The organism is Antarcticibacterium sp. 1MA-6-2, assembly GCF_021535135.1.
Lineage (GTDB): Bacteria > Bacteroidota > Bacteroidia > Flavobacteriales > Flavobacteriaceae > Gillisia.
Genome location: NZ_CP091036.1, coordinates 785,455 through 805,564 on the forward strand (window position 1 = coordinate 785,455; position 20,110 = coordinate 805,564).

General features: G+C 36.7%; 23 protein-coding genes and 2 pseudogenes. 18 read left to right on the forward strand and 7 right to left on the reverse strand.

Annotation, left to right across the window (positions count from 1 at the left end):
* Positions 1-46: 46 nt before the first annotated feature.
* From LZ575_RS23210 to LZ575_RS23220, 3 genes are read left to right on the forward strand one after another with little or no spacing between them, the layout of a single operon-like run.
* Complete coding sequence (locus LZ575_RS23210; RefSeq protein WP_311195958.1) at positions 47-772, forward strand: hypothetical protein; 726 nt, start codon at positions 47-49, stop codon at positions 770-772.
* Complete coding sequence (locus LZ575_RS23215) at positions 744-1,250, forward strand: TonB-dependent receptor (protein ID WP_311195959.1); 507 nt, start codon at positions 744-746, stop codon at positions 1,248-1,250. Before LZ575_RS23210 ends, LZ575_RS23215 begins: the two co-directional genes overlap by 29 nt.
* Before the next feature lie 10 nt (positions 1,251-1,260).
* Positions 1,261-1,623: a hypothetical protein gene (locus tag LZ575_RS23220; RefSeq protein WP_311195960.1), complete on the forward strand. Its 363-nt coding sequence runs from the start codon at positions 1,261-1,263 to the stop codon at positions 1,621-1,623.
* A 148-nt stretch (positions 1,624-1,771) separates the two neighbouring features.
* Here the strand turns inward: LZ575_RS23220 and LZ575_RS03975 are convergent, their stop codons facing one another.
* Positions 1,772-2,074, reverse strand: coding sequence for a hypothetical protein (locus LZ575_RS03975; RefSeq protein ID WP_235328948.1), 303 nt, complete (start codon positions 2,072-2,074; stop codon positions 1,772-1,774).
* Between the two features lie 73 nt (positions 2,075-2,147).
* Positions 2,148-2,705: a peptide-methionine (S)-S-oxide reductase MsrA gene (gene msrA, locus LZ575_RS03980; RefSeq protein WP_235328950.1), complete on the reverse strand. Its 558-nt coding sequence runs from the start codon at positions 2,703-2,705 to the stop codon at positions 2,148-2,150.
* 173 nt (positions 2,706-2,878) lie between these two features.
* On the opposite strand from msrA, the gene LZ575_RS03985 reads away from it, so the two are divergent.
* The 11 genes from LZ575_RS03985 to LZ575_RS04030 all read left to right on the forward strand — a co-directional run bounded on the left by LZ575_RS03985 (position 2,879) and on the right by LZ575_RS04030 (position 11,265).
* Positions 2,879-3,538, forward strand: a complete 660-nt coding sequence (locus tag LZ575_RS03985) for an ABC transporter ATP-binding protein (protein ID WP_235328980.1) — start codon at positions 2,879-2,881, stop codon at positions 3,536-3,538.
* Between the two features lie 18 nt (positions 3,539-3,556).
* Entirely contained in the window at positions 3,557-4,330 is a 774-nt protein-coding gene (locus tag LZ575_RS03990; protein ID WP_235328983.1) for a TIGR02757 family protein, read from the forward strand.
* A gap of 181 nt (positions 4,331-4,511) precedes the next feature.
* Entirely contained in the window at positions 4,512-5,072 is a 561-nt protein-coding gene (locus LZ575_RS23225; RefSeq protein WP_311195961.1) for a GAF domain-containing protein, read from the forward strand.
* A 23-nt stretch (positions 5,073-5,095) separates the two neighbouring features.
* Entirely contained in the window at positions 5,096-5,728 is a 633-nt protein-coding gene (locus LZ575_RS23230) for a HAMP domain-containing sensor histidine kinase (RefSeq protein ID WP_311195962.1), read from the forward strand.
* Between the two features lie 81 nt (positions 5,729-5,809).
* Positions 5,810-6,070, forward strand: a complete 261-nt coding sequence (locus tag LZ575_RS04000; RefSeq protein WP_235328991.1) for a hypothetical protein — start codon at positions 5,810-5,812, stop codon at positions 6,068-6,070.
* Between the two features lie 110 nt (positions 6,071-6,180).
* Positions 6,181-7,008: an ATP-binding protein gene (locus tag LZ575_RS04005; RefSeq protein ID WP_235328994.1), complete on the forward strand. Its 828-nt coding sequence runs from the start codon at positions 6,181-6,183 to the stop codon at positions 7,006-7,008.
* Between the two features lie 57 nt (positions 7,009-7,065).
* A complete protein-coding gene (locus LZ575_RS04010; protein ID WP_235329009.1) occupies positions 7,066-7,827 on the forward strand; it encodes a VWA domain-containing protein in 762 nt (253 codons plus the stop codon).
* 14 nt (positions 7,828-7,841) lie between these two features.
* The gene (locus LZ575_RS04015) at positions 7,842-8,981 is read left to right on the forward strand and encodes a hypothetical protein (RefSeq protein WP_235329017.1); all 1,140 of its coding nucleotides are present in this window, start codon (positions 7,842-7,844) and stop codon (positions 8,979-8,981) included.
* A complete protein-coding gene (locus LZ575_RS04020) occupies positions 8,978-10,237 on the forward strand; it encodes a dihydroorotase family protein (protein WP_235329020.1) in 1,260 nt (419 codons plus the stop codon). The genes LZ575_RS04015 and LZ575_RS04020 overlap by 4 nt, the downstream gene beginning before the upstream one ends.
* A 42-nt stretch (positions 10,238-10,279) precedes the next feature.
* Positions 10,280-10,606 (forward strand): DUF4870 domain-containing protein, encoded by a 327-nt coding sequence (locus tag LZ575_RS04025; RefSeq protein WP_235329022.1) that lies wholly within the window; start codon positions 10,280-10,282, stop codon positions 10,604-10,606.
* A complete protein-coding gene (locus LZ575_RS04030) occupies positions 10,606-11,265 on the forward strand; it encodes an alpha/beta hydrolase (RefSeq protein WP_235329024.1) in 660 nt (219 codons plus the stop codon). Before LZ575_RS04025 ends, LZ575_RS04030 begins: the two co-directional genes overlap by 1 nt.
* On the opposite strand, the gene LZ575_RS04035 is transcribed toward LZ575_RS04030, so the two are convergent.
* Together LZ575_RS04035 and LZ575_RS04040 are read right to left on the reverse strand one after the other, a co-directional pair.
* A complete protein-coding gene (locus LZ575_RS04035; protein WP_235329026.1) occupies positions 11,262-11,720 on the reverse strand; it encodes a hypothetical protein in 459 nt (152 codons plus the stop codon). The genes LZ575_RS04030 and LZ575_RS04035 overlap by 4 nt on opposite strands.
* A gap of 41 nt (positions 11,721-11,761) precedes the next feature.
* Positions 11,762-12,524, reverse strand: a pseudogene (locus LZ575_RS04040) (MBL fold metallo-hydrolase).
* Positions 12,525-12,621: 97 nt separating this feature from the next.
* On the opposite strand from LZ575_RS04040, the gene LZ575_RS04045 reads away from it, so the two are divergent.
* A complete protein-coding gene (locus tag LZ575_RS04045) occupies positions 12,622-14,073 on the forward strand; it encodes a TonB-dependent receptor (RefSeq protein WP_235329028.1) in 1,452 nt (483 codons plus the stop codon).
* A 71-nt stretch (positions 14,074-14,144) separates the two neighbouring features.
* On the opposite strand, the pseudogene murA reads toward LZ575_RS04045, so the two are convergent.
* The 3 genes and pseudogenes from murA to LZ575_RS04060 all read right to left on the reverse strand — a co-directional run bounded on the left by murA (position 14,145) and on the right by LZ575_RS04060 (position 16,527).
* Positions 14,145-15,459, reverse strand: a pseudogene (gene murA / locus LZ575_RS04050) (UDP-N-acetylglucosamine 1-carboxyvinyltransferase).
* 14 nt (positions 15,460-15,473) lie between these two features.
* Positions 15,474-16,115, reverse strand: coding sequence for a DUF4290 domain-containing protein (locus LZ575_RS04055; protein ID WP_235329030.1), 642 nt, complete (start codon positions 16,113-16,115; stop codon positions 15,474-15,476).
* A gap of 118 nt (positions 16,116-16,233) precedes the next feature.
* On the reverse strand, positions 16,234-16,527 hold the full coding sequence (locus LZ575_RS04060) for a DUF493 family protein (RefSeq protein WP_235329040.1): 294 nt from the start codon (positions 16,525-16,527) through the stop codon (positions 16,234-16,236).
* 81 nt (positions 16,528-16,608) lie between these two features.
* Between LZ575_RS04060 and LZ575_RS04065 the strand changes: the two genes are divergently transcribed.
* From LZ575_RS04065 to fmt, 3 genes are read left to right on the forward strand one after another with little or no spacing between them, the layout of a single operon-like run.
* Positions 16,609-17,148: an AAA family ATPase gene (locus tag LZ575_RS04065; RefSeq protein WP_235329042.1), complete on the forward strand. Its 540-nt coding sequence runs from the start codon at positions 16,609-16,611 to the stop codon at positions 17,146-17,148.
* A 2-nt stretch (positions 17,149-17,150) separates the two neighbouring features.
* Positions 17,151-19,055 (forward strand): ATP-dependent DNA helicase RecQ, encoded by a 1,905-nt coding sequence (locus LZ575_RS04070; protein WP_235329045.1) that lies wholly within the window; start codon positions 17,151-17,153, stop codon positions 19,053-19,055.
* Positions 19,052-19,999 (forward strand): methionyl-tRNA formyltransferase, encoded by a 948-nt coding sequence (fmt, locus tag LZ575_RS04075; protein WP_235329047.1) that lies wholly within the window; start codon positions 19,052-19,054, stop codon positions 19,997-19,999. The genes LZ575_RS04070 and fmt overlap by 4 nt, the downstream gene beginning before the upstream one ends.
* Positions 20,000-20,110: the final 111 nt, after the last annotated feature.

Here is a 20,110-nt window from a genome sequence, read left to right on the forward strand (position 1 = left end):
TACCTAAATCCTGAAAAATACAGCGCAGTTAACAGTACAGCAGTTGATGCTTAATGTTGCCTATCACAGCAATACCCTGGGAACAGAATATAATGCAGGAGTAAAATCATCAGGAGATAGGTTTAAGTATCTCATTAGGGGTAATTATGCCGCCCACAGTGACTACGAAACCGGAAATGACCTTAGGGTTACTAATTCCCGGTTTAATGAATTTGATCTAAAGGGAGGAATTGGTTACCAGGATTCAAAATACCGTGGAGATCTTAGGTATAATTACAATAATTCAGGAGTTGGAATACCAGAGGAAATAGGAGAACAATCTACGTCCAGGGAATTATTAGAGCCCTATCAGGAAGTTGAAAATCACATTTTAAGCTTTGACAACAGGCTCTTTTTTAGAAATTCAAGCCTTGATATTAAAGTGGGTTACCTCTTTAATAATCGAAGAGAATTTGAAGACCACCATCATCACGAGGAAGAGGAACACGAGGAGGAGCACGAGGAAGAGGAGCACGAAGAAGTTATACCTGAAGGAGAGGAGCATCCGGCTCTTGAGATGCACCTGGAGACTTTAAATTATGATATCAAGTATAATACTCCACAATGGGGGAATTTTGAAACCATTATTGGAGTACAGGGAATGTTCCAGACAAACTCCAATTTTGGAGAAGAAATTTTAATTCCAGACGCACAGGTTAGAGATATAGGTTTTCTTGCCACCACCCATTACCATCTGGATAAATTTGATTTTCAGGCTAAGTCTAAGGTTTGATAACCGAAGACTGGAGACCAAAGAACATGGAGAGGAAGGAGAAGAAGAATTTTTTGCACCTATTGAAAGAAATTTTACAAGTTATAATGGCGCTCTGGGTGTAAAATTTCAGGTTTTACCTGCCCTGACTGCTCGAATTAACGGCGCGTCAGGATTCCGTGCCCCAAACCTGGCCGAACTTACCGCCAATGGAAGCCACGAAGGTACTAACAGGTATGAAATAGGAAATTCTTCTCTGGACAATGAACAAAATTTCCAGCTGGACCTCGCATTGGAATATAGAAACGAGCATTTTGAATTATTTGCAAATGCTTTCCACAACAAAATAAATAATTATATCTACCTGAACCCAACCGGAGAATTTATTGAAGAAGATCCTGTTTTTGAATATTTCCAGAATGATGCAAGGTTATATGGTGGAGAAGCTAGGTATTCATATTCACCCCCACCCTATTCACTGGCTGCATATAGAGAGTAGCATAGAAACAGTGGAAGGGGAACAAGGTGATGGAGAAAATCTGCCCCTAATCCCCGCAACTTCCTTTACAAATACTCTGAGAATAGAACTTGAAAAGGCCAGTTTTCTAAAGGAGACTTACACATTCGTCACCCTAAAGACTACGCTGGACCAGGATAAAACCGGAGTTTTTGAAACTATTACTCCAGGATATTCGCTTCTAAGTGCAGGGTTGGGTGGAAATTTTAATCTTGGAGGATTAGATTTAGGATTGCGTATAGCAGGTTCAAATCTATTGGATAAAACATATATTTCTCATTTATCCAGATTAAAACCTGATGGGATTCCCAATATGGGTAGAAATGTGACAGTGAGTTTAAAAGCTTCTCTCTAGGTACTATTTCAGCGGGAAAACCCAAGAGCACTTCGGAGGAAGATATTTTAACTCAAACATCTACTAACGAGGAATGAAGTATAGACATTCCCGGAATAAAAAAGGAGGAAACCACGGTTTCCTCCTTTTACTTATATAATCTCTTTTCTTAGATCACTTCAGCTTCCAAAACAATTTCGTTGGCTGTTTCTTTCTTCCATACGAAGGTGTATAACCACATAAGTGTAAAGGTGGGAATGACATCTGTACCCGGGAGAATTTCTTCCAGAAACACTAAAACCGATGCAACTTTACCTTTATTTCCAGAGTACATTTGTCTCATTTTTTTAGCTGCATAAGGTGCCCATAAAAGATCCAGAAATGGACCAACCAAAGGAACCGCATACGTTGCCATACCTATCGCATCATAAATTAATCCTTTAACGAGTAACTTCTTTTTCAGGTTTATCATTTTGTTGGTTTTTTATATTAAAGAGCAAAAAAAATGCCAAAACTCCCGCCATCACCTTTCCTACCTAATTCCTCTATGCCTCTGCCTGTTTAAGTTTTTCAGAATATAGTTCCTTTAATTTTTTGATTTTAGGATCAATAATTGCCTGGCAATACTGCTGCTCCCTATGTTTATTATAATATTCTAAATGTTCAGGTTCTGCAGGATAAAATCCTCCGGCCTCTGATACTTCTGTAACTATGGCATTCTTAAATATCTTTTCATTTTCCAATTCTCTTTTTACCTCAAGTGCTATAGTTTTTTGCTCTTCAGAATGGTAGAAAATTGCACTTCTATAGTGAGTCCCAACGTCATATTGCTGCCTGTTTAATGTTGTAGGATCGTGGGTGCTGAAAAATATATAAAGTAACTCAGCATAGGTAATTTCTGAAGGATCAAATTGAATTTCTATAGACTCAGCATGGCTTAGTCCTGCCGTGGTAACAACTTCCCGATATGCAGGATTTTTTATCGTTCCTCCGGTAAATCCCGGAATTACTTTATACACACCTTTCAATCTTTGAAAAACCGCTTCTGTACACCAGAAACATCCTCCGGCCAGAGTTGCCTTTTCTAAATCTCTTTCTTCCATAATAGTTTTTTTTATAAAATAAACCAATTACTGTTTAGATAAAATTTTTTAACGAATAATTGAGAAGCGATGAACCATCCCGGGAGATTAAAAGTATAAAAATGTATTTTTTTCCGATCTAAAACTAATGTTTAAAAAGATATAACTAATTTCACGTTCCAATAAAGATTTTAATGATCTACGCAGAAAATATCCATAAGTACTACGGGGACCTCCACGTTTTAAAGGGTGTTAATCTTCTTATCGAAAAAAGTGAAATAGTTTCAATTGTGGGAGCTTCCGGGGCTGGGAAAACTACTCTGCTACAAATATTAGGTACCCTGGACCAGCCGGAACAGGAAAAGAACAGCATCTTAAAGATTAATGACATTGATATTTACTCTCAAAGCCCTAGGAAACTTTCAAAGTTCAGAAATGAACAAATAGGATTTATCTTTCAGTTTCATCAGTTATTACCTGAATTTACAGCCCTTGAAAATATTTGTATTCCGGCTTTTATAAAAAACACTTCAAAGACAGTAGCAGAGAAACGAGCTATGGAATTGCTGGAATTTTTAGGGCTTACCGCTAGAGCTCACCACAAACCTTCAGAAATGAGCGGAGGAGAGCAACAGAGAATTGCGGTCGCACGATCTCTTATAAATAATCCCGCAGTAATTTATGCCGACGAACCTTCAGGAAATCTTGATAGTGAATCTGCAGAAAACCTTCACAAATTGTTCTTTCGTCTTCGCGAAGAATTTCAGCAAACATTTGTTATTGTAACCCATAATGAAGAATTGGCTAATATGGCCGACAGGAAGTTAACCATGGTTGACGGAGAAATTATATAAAAAAGGGAAATTCAAGATTTGAGAAAAGCCGAATTAAAAAACTTTTTGGATCAAAAAGTAAACGAGTACAATAATCCCACTTTTATTGAAACTGACCCTATTTCTATTCCCCACAGGTTTACAAAAAAAGAGGACATAGAAATCGCTGGCTTTCTCTCCTCTACTATAGCCTGGGGAAACAGAAAAAGTATTTTAAAGAATGCTTCTCATTTAATGGACTTGTTATGGAATTCTCCACACGATTTTGTTTTAAACCATACGACCAGGGACCTTCTACAGCTTAATAATTTTGTACATCGCACCTTTAACGGGGCCGATTTGCAATACTTTATTCTATCACTTAAAAACATTTATACAAATCACCACGGGCTTGAATCGATATTTGAAAGATATGCTGAACCGGATAATTTGCAAATAAGTATTCATCAATTCAAGAAAATATTTTTTGAACTTCAGCATTTACCCAGAACTGAAAAGCATGTTAGTGATCCTCTTAAAAATTCAGCTGCAAAACGCATTAATATGTTCCTTAGATGGATGGTGAGAAAAGATAATCGCAATGTGGATTTTGGAATTTGGGAGAAAATACATCCTTCACAACTCTCCTGTCCTTTAGATGTGCATTCAGGAAATACAGCACGAAAATTAGGACTCTTAAAGCGGAAGCAGAATGATGCGAAAGCACTAACAGAACTTGATGAAGCTTTAAGAAAGCTGGACGCTGAAGATCCGGTGAAATATGACTTTGCTCTTTTTGGTTTAGGAGTTTTTGAAAAATTTAACAAAATCTAATGGAGTAGCAGTTCCAATCATTAAAGCGTTTCTCTTCAATTATAACCATCAGTTTTATTTTTTAAGGTGGTTCAGTTAGATACTACCCGTTAACGTTTTTTTAACTTCTAAGGATAATTTCAGTAACTTTGTAGGTAAACCTTTTGTTGAAGGTTTTACAGAAATAATTTCGAAGTTAGTTATGAAAACACACCAGCATCCTGTCAATGAGAAACAACGTCTATCAGCCCTTGAGGAACTTCAGTTATTTCCGGTAATTCAGGAAGACAACTTTGATAATATAACCCAGCTGGCCTCTTTTATTTGTAAAACCCCTGTATCTCTAATTACTCTCATAGGTAAAGACAAACAATATTTTAAGTCTAAAGTAGGAACAGAACTAACAGAGGCAGATCGCGATATTTCTCATTGTACCCACGCTATCCTTAATCCGGAAGAATTATTAGAGATTCCTGATACCAGGGAAGACAGTCGGTTTTCAAATAATCCTTACACCGTTGGAAATCCACCAATCCTGTTCTACGCTGGTATGCCGCTTAAAGCTTCAAACGGAAGTGCAATAGGTACATTGTGCGTCCTCGATACTCAACCACGACAGCTTCAAAATGATGAGAAAATTGCTCTCAAGGCTCTTGCACGCCAGGTAGAAAACCTGTTTGAATTAAGGCGCCAAAATCTTGATCTTAATAAAACAAAAAATGAACTAAAGCAAAGGAACCATCAACTAAAAGATTTTGCTTAGGTGTAGTGGCCCACGATATGAAAATGCCCCTCGCAAATATTATATTAACTGCAGATCTTTTAAAAGCTAAATACAAAACCCATTTTGATGAACAGGGTATGGAGTATCTCAATTATTTAAAGCAATCTTCCTTTAAATTAAGCAATTACGTGCAGGGAATCCTTGAGCATTATGAGAGCGATGTGGTAAGTGATATAAATCACGAAGAATTTGATGTTCACGATCTTCTGGAACAAATAATTGATTTGTTAAATATTAATTATGATTGTGAAATAAACCTACCTGAAATAAATAAGGTGTTGCATTGTAATCGTGCAGCCCTGGAGCAAATATTCCTGAATTTAATAGGGAATAGCTTAAAATATAATGAACACGAGAAAATTGTAATTACGGTAAATTGCGAAGAAGACGAAAAATTCTATTATTTCTCTGTAAAAGATAACGGGATTGGAATTCCAAGAGATAAGCAGGAGGAGATTTTTAATCTTTTTACGGTAGTCGCCGAAAAAGACAGGAAGGGGAACAGAGGTAATGGCATTGGGCTTTCTACTGTTAAAAAGCTGGTTGATTCTTTAGGCGGTGAAATTAGTGTGGAATCAAAGGTGAATGAAGGCACTTTAATTAGATTTTCAGTGAAAAGAACGGCCTTGTGTTAACAGCCAAATCCTGCTATTTAATAATTATTCCCATAGTTAATATTCATTTTGCTAATTTAGTAGTTTGAAGGCTATAACCTTATGGAAAACTCATTTGAACCAAATGAAAGAATTCGTTCATTTGTTCTCGAAAATTATAATATAGCAACAAGTTACCCCGACCCGGATTACGATCAACTCGTTTTCCTTACTGCAGCAATTTGTAAAGCACCAGTAGCTTATCTAAGCATTATTGAACCAGATACAATTTGCCTGAAAGCCCGGTATGGGATTGAGCTTGAAAAGCTTAAACGGAAAAAAGTTTTACCCAGGCCACTCTTGATTCGGGGAAAAGTTTTTTAACTGTTAACTATTCTGAACAACCAGAAATTTTTAGGGAAGCTTCGGTAACCCACCATCAGGACTTTAAATTTTTTGCATCTGTCCTATTAAAGGACCCAAAAGGTTTTCCTTTGGGTTCATTAGTTATTCTGGACATTGAAGAGCGGCAGCTGGATGAAATCCAGGTTAAAGCCCTTCATGCTCTGGCTAACCAAAGCTGGAAATTAATAGAATACGGCAAGCAAAAGCAGGAATTCATTAAAGTTCAAAATATGCTTAAGAGAAAGTATGTAGAACTTGAAAAATTTACCAGCCTTGTTTCTCACGATATTAAATCTCCTCTTGCCAATATTATTTCACTTACTGAGCTTCTTAAGGAGGAAAACCAGGGAAAACTAGATGAAGAAACGACACAATACCTAAATTATCTCGTGGAGTCTTCTTATTCTCTAAGGAATTATGTTGACGGAATCCTGAGTTTTTACCGAAGTGAACACATCCTCGAGAAAGATCATGAAAATGTAGATTTAAATCAACTTCTCAAGGGGATTGCAAAACTCTATGATGTAAAAGAGGACGTAATTATTACCTATCCGGGCACTACAATTCTACATCACGTTAATAAAGCTGCCTTAACACAGGTTTTTCTTAACCTTATAAGTAATGGACTTAAATACAACCAAAAACCTAGAAGAAAAATTGAAATTAAATACAGGGAGGAAGAACATTTTTATTGTTTTGAGGTGCTAGATAACGGGGAAGGATTTCCAGAGGAAGAGGCTTCCCGTATTTTTGATCTTTTTACAACTTTGGAAACTACAGACAGGGAAGGTAATCCCGGTAGTGGGATAGGACTGGCAACAGTTAAAAAACTGGTAGATAGCATGGGAGGCAAAGTAAAGGTGAGATCGACACCGGGAGAAGGAAGTACTTTTAGTTTTACCGTACAGAGACTTTAAATTACCTCTGCCTTTTAGAAGGCTTTCTCTATCTTTGAAGATCTATAAGAACAATTTATGCAGTTTCATAATCCCGAAGTGTTGTATGCCTTATTTCTTCTGGTTATTCCTGTTATTGTTCATCTCTTCCAACTTAGAAAATTTCAAAGAGAGAATTTTACCAATGTCAAATTCTTAAAAAAGCTTTCCCGGCAAACCCGAAAAAGTTCCCGGCTTAAAAAGTGGTTAGTTCTTGCTACGCGATTATTACTTCTATCCTGTATAATTTTTGCATTTTCACGTCCTTTTTTTCCCGGTGAGATGGAAGTAACGGGAGAAGTTGATACTTTAATTTATTTAGATAACTCCTATAGTATGCAGGCCGAAGGCCAGCGTGGAAAATTGCTGGAACGAAGTGTCCAGGAATTACTGGAAAGTCTTCCCAATGACAGGTCCTTCTTCTTGATGACCAATGATGAAATCTATCCTGAAATTACCAAGGCAGATCTTCAAAATATCTCCTATTCCGCAAATAATGTAGATTTTAGAACAGTATTATTAAGAGCTGAAAATTACTTTACCAGGAAGTCAACCTCCAATAAAAAATTACTTTTGATATCAGATTTTCAGCAAGAATTACCTGATCCTGAAGACATTTTAGATTTAGATGTTTCTATTTATTCTTTACCGCTTAAACCTGAGAACTTCAGCAATGTGAGCCTGGATTCTGTATATTTTTCATCTGCGCAGGCTACTTCAGGTAATATTTCTGTGCATTTGAGTTTTATGGGAAATAGCCCTGGAAATGTCCCTGTCTCCTTTTTTCAGAAGAAAAATTAATAGGAAAGGCAAGTGTGAATTTTGCTGAAGGCAATCAACAAATAATTAATTTTCCTGTAGAAAGAAATGACATTGCTGAAGGCAAAGTACAAATTGAGGATAACGGGCTTCAATTTGATAATATTCTTTTCTTCACCTTAAATAAAAACAACCCCATTAAAATTAGCAGTATCAATGGCACTGATGATGCATTTCTAAGAAAGATTTTTCAGGCCCCCGAGTTTGAATTTAAAGGAATGCCCCTTTCGGGTATAGACTATAATTCTATTGTAGATGCCCGCGTAATTATACTTAATGAAATTGAAGACCTTCCTCCTTCTCTTGCAGGAAATCTTCAGGAAAAACTTCAGAATAATACCATATTTATTATTATTCCCAACAGTGCAAATATCGGGACAAATTTACGTTCATTTTTAAGCACCCTGGGCTTCCCGGGATTAGGAGATTCAAGGAGAGAAGAAAAACTGGTCACTCAAATTTCTTTTCAGCATCCAATTTTTTCTGATGTTTTTGAAGAAGAAATAAAAAATTTTGAATATCCCCGGGTTCAAAGTGCTTACACGCTCAATAGAAATCTTTCTCCTATCCTTAGCTTTGAAGATACCGCACCATTTCTGGCTGAAGTTAATGGCAACTTTCTATTTACCGCAGCTTTAAATAAGGAAAACACCAATTTTTCACAATCACCTTTAATCGTTCCCACGTTTTATACTATGGGCCTCTCTGCTTTAAAACCGGGAGAATTATATTACCTGATGGGAAAGAGAAACAGCATAGAAGTTCCTGTCGATTTACCATCAGATAGAATACTTCACATTAGCTCGGCTACAACTAATTTTATTCCGCAGCAACAAAGGTTTGCAGGGAAAATTGAAATGGTAACAGAGGAACTTCCGCAGCAGCCGGGAAACTATAAAGTTTTAAATGAAGAGGAGGAAATTATAGGAATAAGTTTTAATGTACCACGAAAAGAATCTTCTATGGAATATTTTCCTGAGAATAAAAATAAAAATGTACAGGAAATCAATGAGCTGGAGGAATTTTTTTCATCCCCCGGGTTTAATAAAGAGAGGGACTTCCTTTGGAAATGGTTTATTACTTTTGCATTGATATTTCTAATAATTGAAACACTACTACTAAAATATCTTAAATGAGATTGCTAATTAAATCGGCTAAAATTATTGATTCGGAATCCTCTTTCCATAAAAAGAAAATGGATATTTTAATTGTAAATGGCAGGATTGAAGAAATTGGTTCTTCCTTAAAGCCATCAAAGGTAGACAAAGAAGTAAAACTTGAGGATCTTCATGTTTCCCGGGGTTGGTTTGATAGCAGTGTTAACTTTGGAGAGCCTGGATATGAAGAAAGAGAAACAATATCGAACGGATTAAAGACCGCAGCAAAAAGCGGTTTTACAGGAGTAGCAATAAACCCTGAAACGCAGCTTATTGTAGATGATAATGGAGCTGTAACTTCTCTTCTTTCAAAGGCAGCCAGAGAAGTAACAATAGCTTATCCTATTGGAGCATTGACCCGGCAGGCAAAAGGAAAGGAACTGGCAGAGTTATATGATATGAGACAGGCAGGAGCAGTTGCTTTTGGGGATTATAAGAAACCTGTTATGAACTCCAATCTATTGAAACTGGCACTGCAATATGCACAGAATTTTGGAGGATTAGTACAATCTTATCCACAGGATAGCAAAATTGCTGGGAATGGCCTTGTGAATGAAGATGAGAACAGCACCAAACTAGGCCTTAAAGGAATACCAGGACTTGCTGAAGAATTACATATCACCAGAGATCTTGCAATATTGGAATATACAGGTGGTAAATTACATATTCCAACAATTTCTACCGCAAAAGCAGTAAAACTCATTAAAGAGGCAAAAAAGAAAGATTTAGATGTCACCTGCAGTGTTGCAATTCACAATTTAATATTTACCGATGATCTTCTAACAAATTTTGACACCCGTGCAAAAGTCTTACCTCCTTTGCGAACAAAAAAAGACACAGCGGCGTTGTTTAAGGGTTTAAAAGAAGGAGTTATAGACATGGTAACATCAGATCATTTTCCTGTAGATATCGAACATAAAAAAGTTGAGTTTGAACATGCCCTCTTTGGAACCATTGGAATAGAAACAGCCTTTGGTGCCTTATTAAAGCTTACAGGTGATTTAGATTTTACCATAAGTCTCCTCACAAAAGGAAAAAGTAGATTTGGAATTAAAGAAGCACAAATAGCTGAGGGGAGTGAAGCAGATTTGAGCCTTTTCAGCCCAAAGGGAACAAGAGAATTTACAAGAGAAGAAATCTTCTCAACCTCCAAGAACAGCATTTTTATTAATTCTGAAATTTCCGGAAAGACCTACGGAATTATAGCCGGGGATAAGTGGGAAATCCAGGAATAATAGCTAATTTTTCAGATCTTTTAAAGATTAAAATTTTTCATCATGAATACTTCAGCTGAAACAGGAAAAAGTGCTGCTATAGTGGCTTATATTACTATTGTAGGTACTATTATTGCATTTTTTCTAAACAACGATACAAAAAATACTTTTGCAAGCTTTCATATTAGGCAGGCCTTAGGAATTCACATTACTTATTTTCTCCTGGGTGCTCTTATAAGCATTTTTGACAGCTGGATGATCACCTATGCCTTTTGGATCTTTATCTTCGTGCTATGGGGATATGGTATAGTAACTGCCATCCAGGGAGAACAAAGGGAAGTCCCGATATTGGGAAATAAATTTCAAAACTGGTTTAGTACCATAAATTAATGACTGTAAAAGAACTATCACTTTATCATCTTATTAGAGAACCAAAACTTAAAACCGCAAAGTCTCCGGTTCTAATAATGTTGCACGGCTACGGTAGTGACGCTAATGATTTATTTGGATTTAAAGACGAACTACCAGACGAACTCTTTATAATTTCGGCTCAAGCCCCCTACCCTCTTCCTCCTTATGGAAATGCTTGGTATGCTTTAAATTTTACAAATGAGGGTGGAAAATTTAGTGATGACATTCAGGCTGTAGAATCCAGGAAAAAGATCATAAAATTCATAGATGAAGTAATCGAGAATTATCCTGTAGACAGTGAAAATGTAACTCTACTAGGATTTAGCCAGGGTACTATTTTAAGTTATGCAGTTGCTCTAAGCAATCCTAATAAAGTTAAAAATGTGATAGCTCTTAGCGGTTATATCCATGAAAATATACTGGAAGAAGGATACGAGACAAATGATTTTTCGAACTTAAGTGTTTATGCTTCACACGGGACTCAGGACCAGGTAATCCCGGTTTCGTGGGCTAGAAACAGTCCACAAATCTTAAAGAAGCTGGGAATTGACCATACTTATTCTGAATTTCCTGTGGGACATGGTGTAGCCCCACAAAATCTAATGGAGGTTAAGCAGTGGATTAAAAATAAGATCTAATTAGAAGAAGGATAAAGGAAAGATTTTTCGGTGTTTAGAACCAGGTTGCTGTTTTCATCTATATCATAAGTAATAAACAGCTCCCCCCAATAAGTACCATCTGTAAAATCTGCTATGATCCATTTGTGGTTTAGAATCTTGATTTTATTAATTCTCATTTTCCCTTCCATCCCTGCAAAAGGAACCAGCTCATTATCTCTATCTGCCTGATTCCTGCTGATAATTTCATTTTCTACCAGTTGAGCGAGTTCTATAGCGTCTATTCCCCTCTCCTCAAAATAAGAGATAGCTTCTTCATTGTTGGACAGGGAGAAGTATTGAAGATTAAGATTTTCACCTTTTAAAGTTTTATTTGATTCTTCAGCTTCAATTAGTCTCTCCTCCAGGTTTTCTAATTTCCGGCTTTGGGCATCTAAGATCTTTTTATCATTTACGTATATAAAAATGGTAAACATTAATGTGAATATAAACAGGTAAAGAAAAATCTTGCTTCGCATTAAATTTTTATTTTTAGATTATCGTAGGCTAGAAAAACATTTTCAGGAAGGCTTTCCTGCACTTCGCTGTGAAAACCCATTACATGACTTATATGAGTGAGATAAGCTCTTTCAGGTTTAATTTTGATAATAAATTTTAGGGCATCCTCCAGGTTAAAATGAGAATGATGAGGCTCCTTGCGAAGAGCATTTACAACCAGAACTTTTACTCCCTGCAACTTGTCGATTTCTTCCTGTTCAATCGTCTTAACATCGGTTAAATAAGCGAAATCTTTAAAGCGGAAACCGAAGACCTGTACCCTGTTATGCATTGCATCAATGGGGACGATGTGATTTCCGGCAAAGGAGAAAGGTTTGTTTGAAATTTCCCTTATGGCTACACTGGGTGCACCGGGATATTTATTTTCAGTTTGAAATATATATTCAAATCTTGTTTTAAGGGAATTCAGAACTCTATTGTGTGCAAAAACCGGAATATCTCCCTGCCTGAAAAAAAATGGTCTTATATCATCCAGGCTTACTGTATGGTCATTATGCTCGTGGGTGTACAAAATAGCATCGATTCGGGAAATATTGTTGTTCAACATCTGAAGCCGAAAATCAGGTCCGCAATCCACCAGGATATTTTGGCCGTCCCACTCTACTAATATAGAAACCCTTAGGCGTTTATCTTTTGAATCTTTGCTTAAACACACCGGATGATCACTACCAATAACAGGGATTCCCTGCGAAGTACTTAGTGCCTAAAAATGTTACCTCCAAGCCTGTTATATTTATTACAAAAATAGGCATAATTTTTTCTATGGACCTCCATTTTAGTACCTTTGTCGTACTTAACTTGGACTTAAAAGATACAACTATGCCCATCACCATAATGGGGGACAGAGAATTTGAGAATGTCCCCTCGATCAAGAGTAAAGCATTGCGGATCAATCTAAATGAGAACATCTACGGAACCTTTGCTGAAATTGGCGCAGGACAGGAAACCGTAAGGAACTTCTTTAGATCTGGCGGGGCTTCCGGTACTATAGCGAAGGCTATGAGTGCTTATGATAAGGATTTTAGTGATGCTATTTACGGGGTCGAAGATGATAAAAGATATGTGACTGAGGCAAGGCTTAAAAAAATGCTCTCTCACGAGATAACGCTAATAGAAGAAAGAATAACCCGGGATAAACACCCTAACAAGCTATTCTTTGCCTACGCCAATACAGTAGCCACTATAGATTTCGCAAAGCAGTACAAAGGTCATGGATGGGTGGGAATAAAATACCAGGTAGATCCTCACGAAGCTTACAACGAAATTAGTCTTCATATTAGATTTCATGAAAATGATGCGAGGCTGCAACAGAATACCTTAGGGATACTGGGAGTAAATCTTATTTACGGAGCTTATTATAAATATGACAATCCTAAAAAGTTACTAAGGTATTTATATGATCACATCGACAAAGATCAAATTGAAATTGATACGATAAACTTTTCAGGTCCTCGTTTTGAGCAAGTGGATAATAGATTGATGAGTTTACAATTGGTGAAAAATGGAATGACAGATGCCGTTATGTTTGCGCCTGACGGGAATAACGTCTTACCTGCCAAAATCCTTTACAAGAAAAATATTCTTGCACTAAGAGGAAGTTTTCGCCCTGTTACCAAGGTGAATATGGATATGTATAAGCGTTCTCTGGAATTATTTATAAAAGAGAAAAAAGTTTCCGAAGAAAACACTGAAGTAATTTTTGAGATAACCCTTTCTAATTTAAGAGCTGAAGGTGAAATTGATGAAAGAGACTTTATGGACAGAGCAGAATTGTTATGTTCCCTGGGCCAAACAGTTATGATTTCTAATTTTCAGGAATATTACAGGGTGGTTGAATACTTCTCTCGCTATTCAAAAGAACGCATGGGACTTGCAATGGGAGTAAATAATCTTGTGGATATCTTTGATGAGAAATATTACCGTCACTTAAGCGGTGGTATTCTTGAAGCTTTTGGTAAACTATTCTTTAAAGATCTTAAGGTTTATTTATATCCATTTAGAGATCCTGAAACAGGAGAACTTATCACTAGTGACAACCTTAAAGTACATCCAAGGATGAAGGAACTTTATAAGTTCTTTAAGTATAATGGAAAAGTGGTTGATATTGAAGATTATAATCCGGAAATACTGGATATTTTCTCCAGAGAAGTGCTTCAAATGATTAGTGAAGGCAAATCTGGTTGGGAGAATATGTTACCAGAGCGTACTACCTCAATGATTAAGGAACACAACTTATTTGGATATAAGGAAAAAGTGGAGCAGGGTGCTTAAACTTTATGAGTAAATAGGAAAGGGCGGTAAAATCAATTACCGCCCTTTTTTTATGTTGAATTTTTATACTCTTAATTAAGTCTTTCTATTTTTGCTCCAATTGCCCGAAGCCTTTCGTCAATATTTTCATATCCTCTGTCAATTTGCTCAATATTATGAATAATTGAAGTTCCCTGAGCCGACATTGCAGCAATTAATAGTGAAACTCCTGCACGAATATCGGGAGAGGTCATAGTGGTCGCTCTTAATCGAGATTTAAAATCATGCCCAATTACAGTAGCCCGGTGGGGATCACAAAGAATTATCTTTGCGCCCATATCTATAAGCTTATCTACAAAGAAGAGCCTGCTTTCAAACATTTTTTGATGAATAAGGACACTTCCCCGTGCCTGTGTAGCGACCACCAGCATAATACTTAATAGATCAGGAGTAAATCCTGGCCAGGGAGCATCGCTGATGTTCATTATAGAACCATCTATAAAATTTTGAACTTCATAACCATCTTTATGTGCCGGAATAAAAATATCATCCCCTCTTTTCTCTACAGTAATACCTAATTTTCTGAAGGTATTAGGAATTACCCCAAGATGTTCCCATCCTACATTTTTTATAGTTATTTCACTTTTGGTCATTGCAGCCAAACCAATCCAGGATCCAATTTCAATCATATCCGGAAGAATAGTGTGTTCACACCCGGTGAAGCTATCTACTCCCTGAATCGTAAGAAGATTTGAACCTATTCCCTGTATGTTTGCTCCCATGGAATTGAGCATTTTACAGAGCTGTTGGAGATATGGTTCACAGGCTGCATTATAGATAGTTGTAGTTCCTTTTGCCCAAACAGCTGCCATAACGATATTTGCAGTTCCTGTGACCGAGGCTTCTTCCAGAAGCATGTAATCTCCTGTAAGACCATTTGGTGCTTCCACACCATAAAAGCGTTCTTCTTTATTGTAACGGAATTTGGCACCAAGTTTTATAAAACCATCAAAATGAGTATCCAGTCTTCTGCGGCCAATTTTATCTCCTCCTGGTCTGGGAATATATCCTTTCCCAAAGCGACCCAATAAAGGTCCTACGATCATTATAGAGCCCCGTAATCCACTACCGTCTTTTTTAAATGCTTCGCTCTCCAGGTAATCCAGATCTAGCTCACCACTTTGAAAACTATAACTCCCTTTACTCAATTTCTCAATTTTCACTCCAAGATTTCCAAGTAGAGAAATAAGCTTATTCACATCCACAATATCAGGTATGTTATTAATAACAACCTTTTCTGGAGTTAATAATACAGCACAAAGTATTTGAAGGGCTTCATTTTTTTGCTCCCTGTGGTTGAATTTCTCCACTTAGAGCATGCCCTCCTTCAATTCGAAAAGTTCCCATTTAATTTTAATATTTTAATGACGTTTTCGACTACGTGTATTTCGGTTAGTTTTTTTGGAAGAATTGCTGCTTTTGAATTTTTTATTACCTCTAAGAAGGTTCGCAGCTTCGCTTAAATCTTCCTCTTTATTTTTTAAGTTAATAGTACCACCACTCAGTTCCCTTAAATGTTCGAAAATTATTTCATCTTCTACAGTTTCCCTGTTCCAGTTGAGATATGACTTTTTCATGTGGTTGGCAATGGAATAAACAAGAGCTTCCTTTAGCGGTCCCTCCTCCATTTTAACGGCCTCATCTATCATCCTCTTAATATTGTTCCCGTAAAAACGATATTTAGGAAAGTTTTGAGGGTACCCCATAGGATCGGGTCTTTCTTCCAGTAAATCCTTTGAAGGTTTGGGAAAGGGGGAGTCAACATCGAGCTTAAAGTCACTAATTATAAATAATTGATCCCATAATTTATGCTGAAAATCGGGAACATCCCGAAGGTGAGGATTCATATTTCCCATGACAGCAATAATGGATTTTGCAACTTTGTTTCGCTCCTGCTCATCTTCAATGGCAACTGCATGTTCAACCATTTTTTGCAAATGTCTTCCATATTCGGGTATTATTAACTTACTCCTTTCAGAGTTATATTCTAATTCGTATGTCAAAATTGAAGTTTAAGGGTGTTCTTGTTTGAAGAAAAATTTATACTGCCTGCAAAATACTAAATAAAATTCAACTTAATGAAAATTATATTTACTGCAACAATTGTGAATGGAGCTTGGGTTACAGGGAAATAACACCTTCAACTTCCTCCCCTACCTTCTTGTATTTAGCTATAACAGCATCAGGATTCTTCATTCTCACGTTAACCGATACACTTGTGTAGGTACCTTTCTTGGATTTTCGTGTGTGAATAACTGCTCCCATGTTGTCAAATATATTTTGAATCTGCAGGATCTTCTCTCTTTCAGTAGGTACAATAAATTTATAAAGATATTCGGTTGGCCACATGGCCGTATCCTGTAATTGCGATTTTAATTTTTTATAAAATTCTTCAGGATTTCTCGCGGGCTCCATATTTTTTCAGCTTTCATTTAATTGCAAATATACAAGTTATAGACCATTTTTTTAATCAATTACAAATTCCGAAATTCGCGTGTGCAGAATAGGAAAATAGTTATTACTGATGGACCCGGTACAGGAAAATCTTCTATCGTTAAACATTTGGAGCAGCATGGCTATCCCTGCCTTCACGAAGTTTCACGAGAAATTACAGCTACAGCTCAGAAAGAAGGTATATCACAATTGTTCCTCGAGAAACCAATTTTATTTAGTGAGAAATTGCTCGAGGCGAGAAAAAACCAATATCAGCAAGCGCTCCTGGCTCAAGAGCCTGTTATTTTTTTTGATAGAGGGCTCCCGGATATTGTGGCTTACATGGATTATTTTAATACTGATTATCCGGAAAAATTTACTGTCGCCTGTAAGGAATCCAGATATGATGATATATTCCTGCTACCACCCTGGAAAGAAATTTACCAAACCGATAATGAGAGGTATGAAACTTTTGAACAAGCCAAGCTTATTCATAACTTCTTAAAAAAGGCATATATTACCTATGGCTACTCTCCTATTGAAGTCCCTTTTGGCGCTATAGAAAATCGTAGCAATTTTATATTAAATAAACTTCATGCTTAAACGTGAAGGAAGCGGGAACTATATTAAAAAAATACTGGGGGCATAATAATTTTCGTCCTTTACAGGAGGAGATAATTTCAGCTGCAGTTAATAAACGGGATTTAATTGCCTTACTACCTACAGGCGGAGGCAAATCTATTTGTTTTCAAATTCCGGCACTGGTCATAGAGGGCATTTGCCTTGTAATTTCTCCACTAGTAGCCCTTATGGAAGACCAGGTAAAAGCTCTTCAGCAAAAAGAAATAAAAGCATTAGCCATACCGGGAGGAATCTCGTATCACGAGCTTGATATACTTCTGGATAACTGCATTTATGGAAACTACAAATTTCTTTACCTCTCTCCGGAGCGTTTAAATCAGGATATTGTACAGCACCGAATTAAACAGATGAATATTAGTTTAATTGCAATTGATGAAGCTCATTGTATTTCTCAATGGGGTCATGATTTTAGACCAGCCTATCTTAATATTTCGGTTTTACGGGAGTTAAAGCCCGATGTACCTTTTATGGCTTTGACTGCTTCAGCAACAAAAGCAGTTGTGGAAGACATACAGGAACAGTTAGTTCTACGAAATTCTTTGATTTTTAAAAGTTCTTTGGAACGTAAAAATATTGCTTACAAGGTAGTTCACGCAGAAGATAAAATTTACAGGCTAAGACAAATTCTCAATGACCCTCTGGAAACAGCTATAATATATGTTAGAACCAGAAAAGCTACTATGGAACTTTCCCTGGAATTACAGCAGTACGGTTACACTGTTGCCGCTTTTCATGGAGGTCTTAGCGCCAGGGAGAAATCGTCTAAACTGGCGGCGTGGCTTAAGGATGATGTTAAAATAATGGTGGCTACAAATGCTTTTGGAATGGGCATAGATAAGTCTAACGTTAGACATGTGGTTCATTTGAATTTACCCGAAAGTATTGAAAGTTATTTTCAGGAAGCAGGAAGAGCAGGAAGAGATAGCGAACTTACAAGTGCAACTATTATTACTAATAGAAGTGATTTGCCCTTGTTAAAAAATCAATTTGTAAAAACTCTTCCAGATCTTGAATTTACTATTCTTGTCTATAAAAGACTTAACTCATATTTTCGAATTGCATACGGAGAAGGACAGGAGGAAAATTTTGACTTTAATTTTGCTGACTTTTGCAGCCACTACCAATTACATACAGAAAGAGCCTATAACACACTACAGTTATTAGACCGATTGAGTATAATCCAGTTATCTCAACAATTTAGGAAAGCGACTAATTTACAATTTGTGATTTCCAACCCGGAGCTATTCCGGTACCTGGATGAAAACCCTAAATATGACAATATAGTAAAGTCTATCTTGAGAATATACGGGGGTATTTTTGAAAATAAGCTTACTTTAAATCTTAGTTCAATTTCTAAAAAAACAGGGGAACAGGAAAATACTCTTATTGCTGCACTTCAAAAATTACATAATGATAAAATCGTTGATTTTGATTATCAGCAAAACGATGCATCTATAACGTTTCTTGTTCCGCGGGAAGATGAAGCCGCTATTTATCCTTTTTCAACTTATATTAGAAATCAGGCAAAGAGTAAAATTGATAAAATAGAAGCTATACTGGCTTATGTAGCAAATGATAAAGACTGCCGAAGCCAACAATTATTAAAATATTTTGGAGAAACCTCGCCGTCTAAGTGTGGCATCTGCTCAGTCTGCAAACCACCGGAGAACATAACAGGAAAAGAAAAAGTAAAGCAGATTTATAAAGAAATTATTGAACAGCTGGAGGAGAAGGAAAAAAATTCCCGGGAATTGGTCGCTGCTATTCCATATCCCGAAGCGGGAATTTTAAAAGTTTTACAATTGCTTCTTGAAAAAGAAATAATTGTACTAACCAGCAACAACAATTATAAACTAAAACATTTATGAGAGATCTAAGAATCGTCTTTATGGGTACTCCGGAATTTGCTGTAACTATTCTGGACGGGATACTAAAAGAAGGATTTAACGTGATAGGAGTGATAACCGCACCTGATAAACCTGCTTACAGGGGAAGAAAGGTCCACGAAAGTGCAGTTAAAAAGTATGCCTCATCTGCCGGGCTCAAAATTTTGCAGCCTACCAATCTTAAGTCTGAAGAATTTTTAAAGGAACTTCAAGATTTAAATCCTAATGTGCAGGTAGTTGTGGCTTTTAGAATGCTGCCGAAAGTAGTTTGGCAATTTCCTGAGTACGGGACGTTTAACCTTCACGCTTCCCTCCTGCCTCAGTATCGTGGTGCCGCCCCAATAAATTGGGCAATTATAAGTGGAGAAGAAACTACTGGAGTAACCACGTTTTTTTTGGATGAAAAAATTGATACAGGAGATGTGATCCTACAGCTCAGCGTTCCCATAGAACCCCGGGAAAGTGCTGGTTCTCTCCACGATAAACTTATGCATACGGGGAGTAAGGTTGTAATTAAAACCCTGGAACAAATAAGAGGTAAAACCGTAAAAACTCAAAAACAGCGGGAATTCGATCTAATAAAAGAAGCTCCAAAATTAACCAAAGAGAATACTGAAGTAAACTGGAAAATGTCCCCTTTAGAAGTATATAATTTTATTAGAGGTTTGAATCCATTTCCCGGGGCCTGGTCCTTTTTATTGGAAGAAGAAAACAGGCTACAGGTAAAAATTTTTGATGGTTTACCAATAGAGGAATTTCATGAAATAGAGGCAGGGACCATCATTCAAATATCAGGAAAAATAAAAGTAGCAACATCTGGCGGTTTTTTTGAAATTACAGATTTACAATTACCGGGAAAGAAGAGAATGAAGGCAAAAGATCTTCTTAACGGTTACTCTTTTCAAAAATCAGCTAAATTTCTCTAAACCCTTATCCCTGTTGATTCTATAAGATTTTGGAAATAATCAAGTAGAGTTATTAACAATTTACTTGAGTTATTAACAAAAACTGTCATTTCCCTTGATATTACTTGCACG